Here is a 15783-nt window from a genome sequence, read left to right on the forward strand (position 1 = left end):
AATTAGTGTTTAAGCATTGCTCTGCCATACTGAACACCAATTCCATATGATCCGCCATATTTTTGAACTAAATCTGTTACGGCTGTATAGGTTTCTGATCTTGACCAATCACGTTGCAACTCTAATAAATATTGCATAGAGGTAATTGGTCTTGCTCCGGCCTGAACCATACGCGTTACGGCTTGATTATGAGCTTCATCTGACACATCTCCACTTGCATCAGTAATTACATAAACGGTGTAACCATCATTTATGGCTGATAACGCAGGCCCTACAATACATACCGAAGTCCATAAACCGCCCATTACTATTGTTTTATTTCCTTTACCTACTACCTCTTTGTAAGCATTCGCATCCTCCCAGAAATTCATAGTGGTTCTGTCAAAATACTTAGTGCTGGATTTAGGATAAAATTCCTGAACTTCAGGAAAAACTGGTCCGCTAAACGACTCTTCGGCCACCGTTGTAATAACAGTAGGCACTTTAAAAATCTTAGATGCCCCTGCAACCAGGGCTGTATTTGTTCTTAGTTGATCTACTGGCATGTTACCCACTGCAAATGCCATTTGACTTTCATGATCTACTAAAATCAAAGTATGATTTTTAGGGTTTAACAATTGTGGACTTGGTTTTTGTGCAAATGCATTTAGTGAAGACAATGCAACTGCTGCTGCTGCTAAAATTAAATTTTTCATAATGATTCAGATTTAATGGTTAATTTTTTAACTGTTTGATTTTTATAACTTCTTTTTAATTAAAACTTTAGATCAATTTTTAAAATGATCTAATACTGATTTTTCTATCTAACTTTTTTACTCAAAAAGTTTATAATGAGTTTAGAAATTTCTAAATGGTGTTCTTCTAATGCAAAATGACCTCCGTCTAATAAATGAATTTCAGCATTTGGATTGTCTTTTTTATATGCATTAGCTCCTGCAGCGATAAAAAACTGATCGTTTTTACCCCAAATAACCAACATGGGTGGCTTGTATTTTGCAAAATACTGATGCCATTTTCCATACAATGCTATGTTAGATCCATAATCACGAAATAGTGCTAGTTGTATAACATCATTTCCTTTTCTGTCTAAATAATACTGATCAATACTATAGCTATCCGGTGCTATTTTTTCAGGAGCTCCGGCACCCGTTAGATATTGCCATTTTGTAGCATCGATGGTCAGAAAAAAACGTGCTTGCTTTTCAGTTTCGGCATTTGGATTTTCAACATAGGCTATTAAAGGCTTTAGAACTTCACCTAATCCCTCAACATAAGCATTTGCATTTTGAATTATAAGTGATTGAATTAGTTCAGGTCTTCTTGTCGCTATTCGCATACCTACTGGTCCGCCATAATCCTGAATGTAAAGGCTAGTTTTAGTGATTTTCAGTTTATCAATAAAATGTACCATTGTAATGGATAAATTATCAAATGTGTATTGATACTGTTGCGGAGTTGGAGCACTGCTTTGTCCGAAGCCTGGATAATCAGGAGCAATTACATGATAATTAGTAGCAAGTTCATTTATCAGATTTCGGTACATATGCGACGATGACGGGAATCCATGTAATAAAATAATTGTAGGTTTAGTTGTTTCTCCCGCTTCACGGTAAAAAATTTCTAAACCGTCAACGAGTATTGTTTTGTATTCAACGTCTTTAAAAATATCATTTTTTGAAACCGCATTTTTCTCTACAAAAGGTTTTGCATACGATTTAAAGTATGTTAAACACATAATCGTTAAGACTGAAATAATAATTTTTGTCTTCATTTTATTTGTTTTAGTTTTTAAATAAATTGTCTGTAGAATATTTTCCCCGATCGAGAAATTATATCAGATTGAATGTTTAGAGCAGCTAATCGGAGATTATTTTTTTTGATATCCTCCATAAAAATTGACTGGTGACCATTCTGGAATTGCTTTTTCTATTGCAGGGCTTAGTTTTGCAAACTCTTTGTCACCAAAGACAACATTACCTCCTACTACTGTTAAAACAGCCGATAAATCTTTGATTTTACTTTCTGGTACGCTGAAATAATCATCCGATAATAGTGTAAAATCGGCAAACATTCCTTTCTCTAAAGTACCTTTTACAGCTTCTTCTTTTGATACCCAGGCACTACCTTTTGTGTATAATGAAAGTGCTTCCTCACGGGTCAGTAAATTGTCAGGAGCACTTAGTTGTAAGCCTCCAACCGTCTTCCCAGAAACCATCCAATATAATGCAGACCACGGATTATAACTGGCCACTCTTGTCCCGTCAGTGCCTGCCCCAACAGGAATTCCCATTTTGATCATTAATTTTAAAGGCGGTGCATATTGTGCTTTAGCTGCTCCATATCTTTCAACAAAATATTCTCCTGCATACGCCATTCTGGCTTGAATCGCAATACCTCCGTTCAGCGCTTTAACTCTTTTTAGCTGCTTTTCCGTAATGGTTTCTGCGTGATCAAACAACCATCTTTCTTTTGCTAACTTCCCATTCGTTTCTTTATTAACTTCTTCAAGAACATCCAACAAATTAGCAATGGTTTCTCCATAGGTTGCATGAATTCTAAACGGCCAACGACTATCAACATGCAAACGAATCACTTTTTTTATATCACTTCTCCACGACGGTCTGTCTTCTAACATCGGTTGCGGTGCTAAAAAATTTTCAAAATCACCGGCACTCCATGTAAGAAATTCTCCGCCTCCTTCTAATTCATAACCATGGTCTAAATGAATTTCTCCATTATTACCTACTTTATTTGTTTCAATCCAATTTTGAAATTCTGCAAACTCTTTTCCTTTATTTTGAGGAAATAAGTAATAAGACAATCTTATAGGCATTTCTCCCTGATTAGCAAGTAATTTTGTCGCGCCATAGTCTTTAGGAAACGCATGCCCGCCACCTCCCGCATCGATACCGCTTGTTATACCATATCGGTTCAATTCTCTGTAAAACTGTTTGGTAGAATTCAACATTTGCTCGTCAGTCATAGGTGGCAATGCGCCAATTGCCGCATAAAGGATTGTTGGATTTGGCTCTGCCAATAGTACTCCGGTCAATTTACCATCTGGGTCTTTTTCATATGAACTTCCTTCAGGTGGTTTAGTGTTTTCATCAATTTTAAGCACTTTTAATCCACTTTTATTCATCCATCCCCGACTATATAGAAATAATACAAATGCCGGAACATCTCCTGTTGCTTCATTAATTTCCTCGGTTGTTGGAAATCTTTTTTCTTCAAACTGAAAAGGACTCCAGCCTCCTACTACCCGCACCCACTGGCCCTTTGGAGTTCTGCCAGCTTGTTCTTTTAACATTCTTAGCGCTGTTTTCAAGGAAGTTACGCCATCCCATCTTAATTCAGCGTTATAAAAACGTCCTCCTCTGGTTAAATGCAAATGAGAATCATTCAATCCTGGAATAATGGTCCGCCCATTAGCATCAATAACTTTAGTTTGGTCCCCTTTTAATTTTAGAATCTCTTCATTAGTTCCAAACGCCAACACTTTTCCTTTTTTTACTGCTATCGCTTCACTAATTGTGTTATTTTGATCCATAATGGCTATTTTGCCATTGGTAACAATTAAATCCGCTGTTGCAGTGTCAATTTCCTTTTTGTCTTTTTGACAAGAAAGGAATAGTATAATTATTAATACTAAGTATATAGAATTTCTCATTGTGACTGTTTTTATATATTACTAATTGGAATATTACCTTTAACCGTTTAAGGTTTATTTATAAGATTGCTTCTTTGAAATTAATCCATTTTAGAAGCTGAAATAATGACATCTGCAACAAGCTGAGGCTGGGATATATAAACCGCATGACTCCCTTTGACATAGGTGGCAATGGTTTTGGAACGTTTGTACATTGCTTCCTGAATTTCTGGTGGAATACTCTTGTCTTCAGTTGCAATTACGCCGTATGCAGGTTTTGATTTCCAAGCCGCATTTTTAATTGGCGTTACAAATCCTTTAGCATAAAATGCACCTTGCGAAGCATACATAAAATTGGCATCTTCTGCACTTAAATCAGCGCAGATTCCCATATGGTATTTATCCTTTTCATAATAGATAATACCATTTTCATCTGGAGGCAGAACACCATTTTCTGGTGCTGGTGGAGCAGTCTGTATCCATTGTAAGGCTGTTTCTCCATCTCCTGGCTGAAATGCTGCTACATAAACTAATGCTGCTACATTGGGATGATTACCAGCCTCAGTAATTATAGCTCCACCATAAGAATGCCCTACAAGAACAGCGCTTTCATCTAGTTTGTCTAAAGCTATTTTTACAGCCTGAACACCCTCTTCCAGTGATGTTAGCGGATTGTGTACCACGGTAACATTATAACCCTTATTAGTAAGTATGTTATATATACCTCTCCATCCTGAGCCATCTGCAAATGCACCATGCATAAGCACTATATTTTTAATTTTTTTCATGCTTTTATTATTTTTTTAGAGATTAAAACGCAGAATATTAATTATAAAATTTGAAGTCTGATGAAACTAAAAACGAGTTCCTTTACTTGTTGAAACAAAATTACACCTAATGAAAGCGTGCTTTTCTGTGAATAATTCACTAAAAATTATAATAAACTAAGATTTGAAAAGTTTTGCCACTTTACATCGATAAAGCTTATTTTGTTTTGTAACTACATCTAAGATTGAATAGGTAATCACATTGAAAAACATAAGATTAAAAATTATGTACAAAAAAACTTCCGTTAATCATATTGAATATGGCTAACAGAAGTTTCGATAATATGTTTAGATTTTATTATAATATTAATCTAAATTATGGCAATTTTATTTTGCTTCCTGACTTAAAATAGCTGCAACTACGGTCGGTTGTGAGAAAAATGGTGTATGGCTGGTAGGTAAAGAATATGTTCTTGTTATATTGGCAGTTTTTGCCATACTTTTTTGCAAGGTCAGTCCTATAGCATGATCATATTCAGTAAAAATATATACCTTATCTATTTTACCAAAATTCGCAGCCGTAAGTACAACTGGAGTTGCAAGTGGTCCCATTGGCTCTGGCTTAAAATTAGCAACCAGACCATCAGCTATTTTTTTAGGTGCATCAGCAGCAAAAAAATCTAAAATACCTTCTTTAGCAATTCCTACCACACCTGATTTTTCATCTGGTTGAATGTATTGCCCGATATGAGTTTCTTTATCTGCTGCCGAAATTGAAAAAAGACTTTCCCCATTATTTGGTACATATGCGCAAAGGTAAATCAGTTTTTTGATTTGTCCGGGGATTTGCTCAGCGGTCGCGCTAATAACCATTCCTCCAAAACTATGCCCTACAAGAGTAATATTTTTCCTTGTTCCAATTGCTTTTTTAACAACATCTACGTAGCCTTGCAGCGTCAATGATGCAACGGGTGTATTGTCTGCTCCATGTCCCGGCAAATTTACTGTTATTACTTCATTACCACTCTTTTTAAGTTCTGCTTCAACATTCTTAAAATCAGCTGCTGAAGACCATGCTCCATGTACAATAACAATTGTGTTTGTGCTGACTGTTTTAGCCTGAGTTGGGGTTCCGAAAGCGGTCATTAAAATTACCGCTGCTGTTGTAATTGATTTTTTCATCTTTAAAAAATTTATAGTTATATTAATTGTGTTATTCTATTTTGTTTTCAGTTGTATATGAACTGAAATTATTTTTATAAAATTAAAGTCAAAGTACTGGCTGTAAACAGTATGTCTTTACCATTACTAACATCCTTAATAAAATTTCCACTGTTAAACCACGTGCCTTCCAAAGTAAAACTCAGGTATTTATTGAACGTATATTCAAATGAAGCTCCTAATTGATTTCCTATTTTTTTTGAAGTCGAATTTGAGCTTTCGAATAATACTGCACCATTTGGTTGGTATATTGCATCGTTCTCGGAAGCCCGCCAAAACATATCATAATCGACATAAAAATTCAATTTTTGTGTTAACTGAAACTCCAGAAAAGGATGCATATCAACCAAGTTTGAAGGTCCTATTAAAGCAGCTAAACCAAAGTATGCTCCTCGTGGAAAAAGAGGATTAAATGTTTCTATAGCACCATCATTTTGAATTTTATCACCTGAAATATATTCTGCTTTAAAACCTATTTTCTGAATTCTCTTATTTATTCTATAACTAAAAGAATTATTGATTGAAAATGTCCAGGCTTTAATGCTTTTTGTATCAAAATTTCCAAATTGATAGGCAGTTTCAATATCATAATTCCAATTAGAATAAGCTCCCCAAATTCTTGAACCCAATGTATTTCTGTTTTCTTGTCCTGAAAAAGTATTGAACGTGCTTTCTGATTTCCGGATATTAAGAAAATAGGCTTCTATATTGTTTACATATTTAATTCCTTTTATGCTCGAGTACAATCCAAAAAGTTTTGTGTTTGAGTCAATCTTGTCATTAAAATTTCCAAATCTATTTTTGACATTATAACCATAAAAAACATCTGCCGATAAATTGTTTCTTTGATACATGATTTTCATAGCATCAAACGCTAGTCTGCTGTTTGGTCCTTCCCGAACTGAAATCAATCTTTGCGATCCATAATATAGTTCTTGTCTTCCCATTCTAAGGTTAAAATTCCTTACCATTATATCAAAAAACAATTGATGAAGATCTAAAGGATTTTCCTCTAATGGATTCGGATCTAATCTACTGATCGAGGTACTGCTTTGTAATTGACTGAATAAACGAAATGAATTCCCTATTTTTAAATCACCATAAAAAAGCGCCCTGTTAAGTATAAAACCATTGTCATCCTTGTTCGCTTCATCCCAATTTTCATTTTCGAAATATTGGTATTGAGTTCTGTTTTCAGCTCCTAAAAAAAGAAATGCCTTAGACTTTTTAGATATTGCGATTTGTTTGATTTTGTAATATAAATTTTGATTTGTACTATCAATTGAAATAACATCATTATACCTTAAAAAACTAAATTCATTTATTTGCTGTGAATAAACAGTTGAACTAAATACAGTTATAAAAATCAGGTAATATTTTTTCATCTGTTTAAAAATTTATTTTTAATCCACCTCATCTATAAGTTTATTAATGTCAAGAATCAACCTCTTTGTATCTTTTACGCTTAAACCATCGTAATAACCTCTAATTCTCCTTTTACAATCAACTAATACAAATGTGCCATCATGAATTATGTTTCTTTGATTAACATTACTGTCATCAAATGCCATTACTTTATAATCTTTAGAAAGTTCAAAAACGGCATCACTTTCACTAGTTAAGAAGGTCCATTTATTATTATTTATTTTATATTTTTCTGAATACCTTTTTAACGTTTCAGGACTATCATTCTTGTAATCTATACTGTATGAAACAATAAATACTTCATCAATTTCTTCAAAAGCCTTTTCCACTAATTTTAAATGCTTTGTCATTTTAGGACAAATTGTAGGACAACTGGGAAAAAAAAAATCAACAACTTGTATTTTGTTTTCAAAGTCCAAGTGGGTTACTTCTTGATTAAATTGATTTTTTAATAGAAATTCTGGTGTTTGATAATATTTGTTTTTTCCGGTTAATGGATCAATTGATAATTCGCCTAAAATTGGAAGTTGATCAGTCTTATTACATCCGGCGAAAATCAACATAAAGACTAAAACTCTAATGGTTACTTCTATTTTCATAATCCTTATAAATTGAAATATTTTCTAACTTTAAAATTTCATCCGGAATATTTCTATTGGGTAATGGCACAGGTTGAAAAATGACATCAATTTTTATTTTCTGATCTATGGCCTGAGCAATTTCCTTTTCAATTTCAATCTGAAGAAACACTCCGTTTTGCAGCAGTACTGAATCTATATCCAAAATTGGTAAAATTGTAAAAGTTCCTGTGTATTTACTTTGCTTCTTTCCGTCCATCATATATTCAAAAAATACTCTTGCACAATAGGGTTGATATGGAAGCTGAGCTCTCTCAAAGTGCAGTATAACATGAGATCTCTCCTTGCCAGCGAAATCCTTAATTATAGATTTTGTATCTGAAGTTTTTAAATTTAAGGCTGCAATGCAATCCTTTTTCGACTCATCTCTCTTTGGTTTATCTCCTTCAATATAGGGATTACAAAAATTAGGATTGAGATCTAAATCGGCAAAACGATACCCTAAATCTTCTGTATGTAATAGTTCTTTTATTTTAAAATCTACCGGACGCCCATTGCCATCTGTTGCATATAATTTCTTTTCTAACCACTCTTCACTATCCGGTAATTTATTATCCGGACTATAAGAAAGCCATGCATCCCAAATTCGATCGCAATTTCCGTGATGTCCATAAAAAATCGGTTCAAAACCGGACTCCACAAAAGTTGCCATTTGGCCCCCAATCCAATTATGGATATTGTTATGAAAAGACTGTTCTGCCAAACCATCCAACTGTGCATCACCATTTTTTTTTATAGCGGGATAACCTCCAAAAGTCTTATAGTCTTTTGCTCTAAAACCTGCCCCTACATTGATGAAGTCATTGGGTATTTTATCATTCGGTCCCACAAATCTCGAAGCATTGAATAACGGATTACTTTCACCTCCCCAGTAATGTTCTGGTATAAAATTGCTTTTTGTCCAATCCCAGTAATGCAACGCTAATTTGGGTTCAGATACTGCTTTTTGCAGTTTTTGCTCTAATGACCACAAGTATAATCTATGCCAGGGCCATACATACCAATTATAGTGTACCTGATTAGAATACATACTTGTAGCACAAAATGCAGTATGTAACAAAGCATGTGCCTGCCAACCCATTGGATCTAAAGGTGATATTTGCGAACGCTTTTTTAAGATTCCTACCGCATCTTTAAAAAGCTTTATTTCTGGATCGTCGGCAGGGATATCACCAATATTCTTTCTAACCACGATATTTGAATACGCCTTCTTTTCAAAGCTCCCATTGTCAGGCTTTATTTTGTCATCTTTACAACTAATTATCGATGAAGATAGCAATGGTAAGCCTGCAAAACCAAAGGAAGCCATTCCTACTTTTTTCAAGAATAATCTTCTATTATTATTATCAATATTTTCCATACTTACTATTTTTCAATAAATTTTTTATCTATTGCATATTTGCCTCCACCTAATACAAATAAGGCCAGCGCCATTCCTATCCAAAGAATAAAGTATTCGTATCCTTCTCCCTTTAGTGTTCCAAACCAATTCATAAAAAACCCGTTTTTAAGATGTGTCGTAAATATCATCCCTAGTGCCAGCATTATATAGGAAAAGGCAATAACTCTTGTTCCTATTCCAGCAATAAGTGCAATCGCACCGGCAGTTTCCAATATGATTACTGAAAAGCCCATAATCCAAGGTAATCCTACCGATTCAGTAAAGAATAACATCGTTTTTGAAAAGCCAAGCCCTCCAAACCAACCTAATAATTTTTGCATTCCATGCATCAATACAACAGAACCCAGGATAACTCTTAAAATTAAAGGTGCATAGGATTCGCTTGTTTCAAATAATTTATTTTTCATGTTTTTTATTTTTAGATTGAAATTTTAAAAGCAAAATGTTTGAAAATGCTATTAAAAAATATTATATGTCTAATATTCTTGAGTCATTTATAAAACGCTTCCAGTTTAAAAATGGCATGGCGTATAATTTTAAAGTTTTATAAATCAAAAGCGAAGGACTGACTTGAGTTTTTATGTTTTTAGTTTTGTGCGCTTCTGTAACTGTTTCTCCTATTAAAAATGTACCACCAGAAAAAAAGTCGTTTTCTATTCCTGATGAAGTTTCAATTTCACGGTCCAGTACTATTACATATTGCCCCTCTGCCGAAATATGTAAGTTATAATCATAATTTTCAATAACTTTTCTGAAAATGGTATTATTTTCTTTGAGAGAATTCGATAGAAATCCTATTTCTTCGTTATCATTAAGACCGATAACAGTTGTTCCAAAATGTCTCTTGCTTTTATTTTCAGAATGCAATCTCTTTATTGTTGTATCCATATTTTTATTTTTTAAATTCACTTTTACTTTTTATTATTGGTAATTGGATATTCTATTTATCTAATTTTCAGTTTTTGAATCATTTCTGCATTCAAATTATCACTATAAGCTCCGTAAGCATCTACCAATAATCCTTTTATACCATATTCTGTACTTATTGCATATAGTATTGATGAATCATCCGGATTAGAATCTCCTTCAAATCGATAAAATGCATCAACATTAAATTCACTTGATTCGAATGTTTTACTTAACTTTTTACAGTATAATGTTGAGTTACTAAGATTAAAATCAAAAGTATATCCCTCTGTTTGTTTTACATTTATCGCCTCTGTTAGTGTATCGTAATTTGTCATTTTCTTAAGTTTTTAAATTCTATATTTTATAATTTTAAAATTGATATAAAATCATAATCAATAGATTTGGTTTTCGTTAGAGCAAAACTAATTCTAAACACAACTGGAGTTTCTATAGAAAAGTTATCAAAAATTATAAATATTAAAGATTTAAGGTATTCTATCAGATTTATTAGAATATTGCTGATTTTGAAACTACTGTATCTATCAGAATAGCAAATGATTATATTAGTATTACACTATTAAAGTGTCATTAATAAAACCATTTAAGCAGGAGAAGAGCAATCTAAAAGAAGACTTACAATCTCATACAGCGAGATTATTTTTTTTCTTAATCTAGATTAATGGACAGACTTCGAACCTTTCGTAAGTTTGTAAAAGAAGTTTAGCACGAATTAAGTCAGATCTCGATCTAAAATTGTCGATTTACGATAATAGATTATCTTTAAGAGATGAATAGTTCTCTTTTATCTAAAAAACAATAATATAATTTAAAATATATGGAAACAATAAAACTAGAATTAGACGAGAAAAAACATGGCGCTTTTAATTTTTATCTTGATGGTAAAAAACTAGGCGAAATGACGGTAAGCTTAAAAGATGATTTACTAACCGTTTACCATACAGGAGTTGAACCAGAAGCCGAAGGAAAAGGTTATGCTAAAAAATTGCTGAACGAAATGACATCATATGTACGTACTAACAATTTAATGGTTTTACCGCTTTGCCCATACGTACACGCACAATTCAAAAAACATCCCGATGAATATCAGGATATCTGGAAAAAATAAATCTGCCGAATCGGTGTGAAAAATTTTCGTTTTCCAACATCCTAATTTAAAAAATAAACTTATGAATACAGAAATTATAACAGACGGTTTGTCATTAAATAATGCTAAAAAAGCTTTAATTATGATTCATGGACGCGGTGCAAACGCTCATGATATTCTTTCGATTGCAAAACATCTTAAAGTCGATGATTTTGCATTGGTTGCTCCTCAGGCAGAAAACAGTACCTGGTATCCGTATTCTTTTTTAGTACCGATTGAACAGAATGAACCTTCTTTTTCAAAATCATTAGATGCTATTCATCAGGTTGTTGTGGCAGTTCAGCAAAACGGAATTGAAAAAGAGAATATTTATTTTCTTGGATTTTCGCAGGGAGCATGTCTGGCTTTGGAATTTACCGCAAGAAATGCAGCAAAATATGGCGGTATTGTAGCTTTTACAGGCGGACTGATTGGTGATAAGGTTTATGAAGATCATTATGCTGGAAACTTTGAAAACACGCCTGTTTTCATCGGTACAAGCGATCCTGATTTTCATGTTCCTGTTGAAAGAGTAAACGAAACAGAAGCACTTCTTAAAAAAATGGGCGCGTCAGTAACTAAAAAGATCTACGAAAATATAGGCCATACAATAAGTCAGGATGAAATAGATTTGGCTAATGAACTTATTTTTACAAAAAAATGATACAGGTAACACGAATCTATAGCGATATAAATGGCGAAAGTCAGTTTGAAGACTTCGAAGTTCCGTTGAAAAACAATGGTGATATTGGATTTTTATCTGATGATGAACCTGTAAAATCAATTGTTTTTAGAGAAGTTAATCCTTCTTACGATTACGATTTTCATAATGCCCCAGACCGCCAATATATAGTTTTATTGGATGGTGGTGTAGAAATTGAAACTTCGTTAGGGGAAAAAAGAAGCTTTGAAACCGGATCGATTCTATTGGTAGAAGACACCACAGGAAAAGGACACAAAACAAAAAATATTGAATCAAAACTTCGAAAATCAATATTTATAAAAACCGATTTGGTTTAAATAAAAAAAGAGATAAACCTTGGAATATTATTTTTCTCTCTTCTTCATGAAAAATTACTCTAACAAACCAAGATTGCACACAAATAAATTAGTAAAAGCTTAAAAATGAATAACTTGAAATTTTTAAAGTCAGGAAAAACATACTTAAAAGTTAAAATCTTTAAATATTATAACTTTTAGTCAGGATTTAGAACTTCTATCAATACATTTTTATGCAATTTTGAAAAATCAAATCTACACACACATAAGCCACATTGCTAAATATAAGTAATTTAAAATGAAACCAGTATTAACCAATTTAAGTAAAATTACTGAGTGTCTGGCTTTTATGAATCTACCGGTTTCCACTTATAATAGTGACGATTTTAGTTTTATAAAACTACATGAAATTGGGATAAAATTACCTTTTCAATCACCAACATTTCGGCCTGACTTTTATAATTTGTTCATCATAATCGACGGACGTGGTACTTATGCTATTGGGAATAAAGAATTTAATTTTAGTTCTAACCAAATCATAATTTCCCGGCCTGAATCATTTTCATCTGGCAATTGGACAAAAATTCAAAATGTGTACGCTATCAGTTTTCGGAAATCTTTTCTCTTGCAATATTTTCCTGCGAGTATTGATGTTGTTCTGGAGTTAGGTGGCGAAAATGGCTATTCTTGCGATCTGACTGAGCAAAGGACAAAATATTTTGAGCAGACTTGCCTGGAGATCTACGATACAGCGATTTCAACAATGTTGTATAAAGATGAACTTATTGCAAACCTTATTCTTAATCTTTTGTTTTTAATACAATTACATCAGAAAAGCGATTCAAAATTGAAATTGGAAAACGAAAAGCACATCACTATTGTGAGCGCATTTCGTCAAAATATGGAAAATAATTTTAGTCAACTTATACGTGGTCAGGACATTTCGCTAATGCGAACGAAAGAACATTCCAAATTATTGAATATAAACGAAAATTATCTGTCGAAAGTAATAAGCAATTGTACAGGAAAAACCATCAATGAATGGATTAATGAAAAACTTATTGATGAAATTAAATACCTGCTGAAACATTCAGATAAATCAATGAAAGAGATTGCCGCATTATTCGCTTTTAACGATCTAAATTATTTTTGCAGTTATTTTAAATCACAGACTTTAAATGCACCTAGCACTTTGAGGAAAGACTTTAACAACGCTGAAAAAAATCAGACTGTTCTCTATAATCCTCAATTTGCAAAGCATCAGGCATTCAGTAAGTAAAAAGGAAAATCTACTTGTAAATCTTTGGAAAATGGAAAATAGTAAAAAAATTAAATTCACGGATTTCTTTGATACCGCCGATATAATGGGTCTGGATTTGTCGTCCGAAGATTTGGATCACATCGATATGTCTCATGGACATTTAGGAGATGCTGAATTTTCCTTTGTCAACTCCAAAGTACTTCATCCGGATGAACAACTTCCTTTTTCAACACCACCCTTTTTCACCACATTTTTCTCAGTAGGTTTTGTTCTGGATGCTTACGGCAAAATTATAGTCGATAAGCTTCCGTTCAATATCAAACCGGGAATGTTATTTGTTAATAAACCCGGCGAGCTTCAGCAGTTAACATGGGATGTCTTAAATGAGTCATATGGAATAATTTTCACTGAAAATTTTATCTCGAAATATGCTGGCATATCCATTTATAAAACATTTCCGTTTTTGCTTTTCGAAAGACAAATTCCATTAAGAACCTCTGAAGTATTTCAACAGGAACTGAAAAAAATTGTTTTGCTAATTGTTGACGAACTTATAAATGATTCGCCTTTAAAAAATCAAATTTGCGCAAATTTACTGACCCGGTTTTTGCTGAAAATAAAACAAGAATATTGGGAAGGCTACATGATTCATAATCCAGAAACGAAAAATCGGGATATCGTAACCGATTTTTTCCAAAATCTTGAATACCATTATGACCAATTACTAAAAGGTAAAGTACAAAGAACGTTGTACATAAAAAATTACGCTGAAATGCAACAACTTCACGAAAATTATCTCTCTAGTATTTTAAAAGAAAAAACCGGAAAAACAGGCGGACAACTGATAGCAGAAAAAACGCTGAGCGCAGCAAAAATTCTTATCGAAGACCCTCGATTATCATTAAAAGAAATTGCTTATATGCTGGGATTCTCGTATTTATCATACTTTAGTATCTTTTTTAAAAAACACACAGGTCTATCGCCTATTAACTACCGCAAAAAAAATCTGGATTAAAAATATATTCTAAATCTTCTAAAATTACCAGGTTGGCCGAATGTTTACAACGTCACCACGATACACGTGAGCACGATCAGAATCAGAAGCATTAAAATCTTTTCTTACTGAACTTGGAGTACTTTTAGTATTCTTTTTAAAAAATGTGTAAAAATATTTAAGATCGCTAAAAGCAAACATTTCTGCAATTTCAGGAATTGGTTTGTTTGTGTTTTTAAGTAAATAGTTAATTTCATCAATGAGTCGATCGTTGATCCATTGGTTAATTGTTTTCCCGGAGGTTTTACTAATTACTTTAGAAAGATAGGTCTGTCCAAGACTTAACAATTCAGCATGTTCTTTGGTTCTAAGTACAGCCGTACTTTCGCCAGAAATCAGCATGTTAAAATTCTGATCTATATTTTTAAAAAAGGATGTCACAATCGCAGCATTTTTCTCCTCCTGAATTTCCAATTTAATTCTATTCTGATGTTGTTGTATCAGCAACAAAATATGAATAAGAAGGTTAGAAATCATCTCATATTTACAATTTGAAACAGAAGTGGCTTCGGCGAAGATTTCCTCGCAAATTTTCTCAAATTCACTGAAATATTTTTGATTTAGAAAATAATTAAATGCATTTATATTGTTCTTAAATGGAATATCATCAATACCTTGGGGAAAATATTTTTCAAAGAAAACCTCGGTAAATGAAATACTATATCCAATGGGTGATTCTGTCCAGCCACTTGAAAAATAAACATCAGGTTGTTTCATAAATACATGTTGAGGACCAAGTTCATAAATATGATCGCCTACAACAAAAGTGCCTTTGCCGCCTTGTACTATGGTTAAAGTATAGTAATCAGGTCTATAGATTGGAGTAAGATAGGGCATTTTTAGTCCCATATCATGTAATTTTATAATGGCAAATTCATCACTGTCAATATAAGAAAAGACAGGTAAATTCATAAAAGCCAATATATCTTTAAACTTTTTTAAGGACGTTAGTTCCGGTTTCATATTGTTACCTGTTTGATTCGCGTTAGCTAAAATTAACTATGCGAGTAAATTTAGTTAAATAGTAAAAAAAAACAGAGTAATAGATTACTTTATTTTAAAATAGTAACCAATAAGTTCGCGAAAAATCAATTGAATTTTAAATTTATTAATGATAGCAAAGACAAATGATACCTGTTCTTTATTAGTCAATTAGTGGGGTTACCTTTAATTTGCTTCACATACATTTAGTCTCAATCCTTTTACCTACTAATATCAATTCAAGTCAATATGCTTTTTAGCTATTAAATATTTTTTTTTTAGAAAATGATACTAAAAAAGTAGAGAGGCTGAAATTTCTTCCAGCCTCTCTGC

17 protein-coding genes are annotated in these 15783 nt (G+C 32.8%); 5 read left to right on the top strand and 12 right to left on the bottom strand.

What is annotated here, in order from left to right; all coding sequences use genetic code 11:
- Positions 1–2: 2 nt before the first annotated feature.
- The 11 genes from AC1RRN_RS20880 to AC1RRN_RS20930 form a co-directional block, all read right to left on the bottom strand.
- The gene (locus AC1RRN_RS20880) at positions 3–695 is read right to left on the bottom strand and encodes a hydrolase (protein WP_492969161.1); all 693 of its coding nucleotides are present in this window, start codon (positions 693–695) and stop codon (positions 3–5) included.
- A 104-nt stretch (positions 696–799) separates the two neighbouring features.
- Positions 800–1771, bottom strand: coding sequence for an alpha/beta fold hydrolase (locus tag AC1RRN_RS20885; RefSeq protein ID WP_492969162.1), 972 nt, complete (start codon positions 1769–1771; stop codon positions 800–802).
- 96 nt (positions 1772–1867) lie between these two features.
- On the bottom strand, positions 1868–3670 hold the full coding sequence (locus tag AC1RRN_RS20890) for an amidohydrolase (RefSeq protein WP_492969163.1): 1803 nt from the start codon (positions 3668–3670) through the stop codon (positions 1868–1870).
- A gap of 80 nt (positions 3671–3750) precedes the next feature.
- A complete protein-coding gene (locus AC1RRN_RS20895) occupies positions 3751–4437 on the bottom strand; it encodes an alpha/beta hydrolase (RefSeq protein ID WP_492969164.1) in 687 nt (228 codons plus the stop codon).
- A 366-nt stretch (positions 4438–4803) separates the two neighbouring features.
- Positions 4804–5598, bottom strand: coding sequence for an alpha/beta fold hydrolase (locus tag AC1RRN_RS20900; protein ID WP_492969165.1), 795 nt, complete (start codon positions 5596–5598; stop codon positions 4804–4806).
- A 74-nt stretch (positions 5599–5672) separates the two neighbouring features.
- Positions 5673–7022, bottom strand: a complete 1350-nt coding sequence (locus AC1RRN_RS20905) for an alginate export family protein (protein WP_492969166.1) — start codon at positions 7020–7022, stop codon at positions 5673–5675.
- Between the two features lie 18 nt (positions 7023–7040).
- The gene (locus AC1RRN_RS20910) at positions 7041–7661 is read right to left on the bottom strand and encodes an SCO family protein (protein ID WP_492969167.1); all 621 of its coding nucleotides are present in this window, start codon (positions 7659–7661) and stop codon (positions 7041–7043) included.
- On the bottom strand, positions 7639–9060 hold the full coding sequence (locus AC1RRN_RS20915; RefSeq protein ID WP_492969168.1) for a tyrosinase family protein: 1422 nt from the start codon (positions 9058–9060) through the stop codon (positions 7639–7641). The genes AC1RRN_RS20910 and AC1RRN_RS20915 overlap by 23 nt, the downstream gene beginning before the upstream one ends.
- 5 nt (positions 9061–9065) lie before the next feature.
- Complete coding sequence (locus tag AC1RRN_RS20920) at positions 9066–9509, bottom strand: DoxX family protein (protein WP_492969169.1); 444 nt, start codon at positions 9507–9509, stop codon at positions 9066–9068.
- 61 nt (positions 9510–9570) lie between these two features.
- Positions 9571–9990 carry a hypothetical protein gene (locus AC1RRN_RS20925; RefSeq protein ID WP_492969170.1) on the bottom strand — a complete coding sequence of 140 codons (420 nt, stop codon included), beginning with the start codon at positions 9988–9990 and terminating at the stop codon, positions 9571–9573.
- Between the two features lie 56 nt (positions 9991–10046).
- Positions 10047–10346, bottom strand: a complete 300-nt coding sequence (locus AC1RRN_RS20930; RefSeq protein ID WP_492969171.1) for a phosphoribosylpyrophosphate synthetase — start codon at positions 10344–10346, stop codon at positions 10047–10049.
- Between the two features lie 500 nt (positions 10347–10846).
- Here AC1RRN_RS20930 and AC1RRN_RS20935 point away from each other — a divergent pair, with 500 nt between their 5' ends.
- The 5 genes from AC1RRN_RS20935 (at position 10847) to AC1RRN_RS20955 (ending at position 14430) form a co-directional block, all read left to right on the top strand.
- Entirely contained in the window at positions 10847–11137 is a 291-nt protein-coding gene (locus tag AC1RRN_RS20935) for a GNAT family N-acetyltransferase (protein WP_492969172.1), read from the top strand.
- Between the two features lie 61 nt (positions 11138–11198).
- Positions 11199–11819 carry an alpha/beta hydrolase gene (locus AC1RRN_RS20940; RefSeq protein ID WP_492969173.1) on the top strand — a complete coding sequence of 207 codons (621 nt, stop codon included), beginning with the start codon at positions 11199–11201 and terminating at the stop codon, positions 11817–11819.
- Complete coding sequence (locus AC1RRN_RS20945; protein WP_492969174.1) at positions 11816–12175, top strand: cupin domain-containing protein; 360 nt, start codon at positions 11816–11818, stop codon at positions 12173–12175. Before AC1RRN_RS20940 ends, AC1RRN_RS20945 begins: the two co-directional genes overlap by 4 nt.
- Positions 12176–12452: 277 nt before the next feature.
- A complete protein-coding gene (locus tag AC1RRN_RS20950) occupies positions 12453–13433 on the top strand; it encodes an AraC family transcriptional regulator (RefSeq protein ID WP_492969175.1) in 981 nt (326 codons plus the stop codon).
- A 31-nt stretch (positions 13434–13464) separates the two neighbouring features.
- Complete coding sequence (locus tag AC1RRN_RS20955) at positions 13465–14430, top strand: AraC family transcriptional regulator (RefSeq protein WP_492969176.1); 966 nt, start codon at positions 13465–13467, stop codon at positions 14428–14430.
- Between the two features lie 24 nt (positions 14431–14454).
- Here AC1RRN_RS20955 and AC1RRN_RS20960 read toward each other — a convergent pair whose 3' ends face one another.
- A complete protein-coding gene (locus AC1RRN_RS20960; RefSeq protein WP_492969177.1) occupies positions 14455–15432 on the bottom strand; it encodes an AraC family transcriptional regulator in 978 nt (325 codons plus the stop codon).
- Positions 15433–15783: the final 351 nt, after the last annotated feature.

The organism is Flavobacterium sp. GW821-FHT11G01, assembly GCF_058808175.1.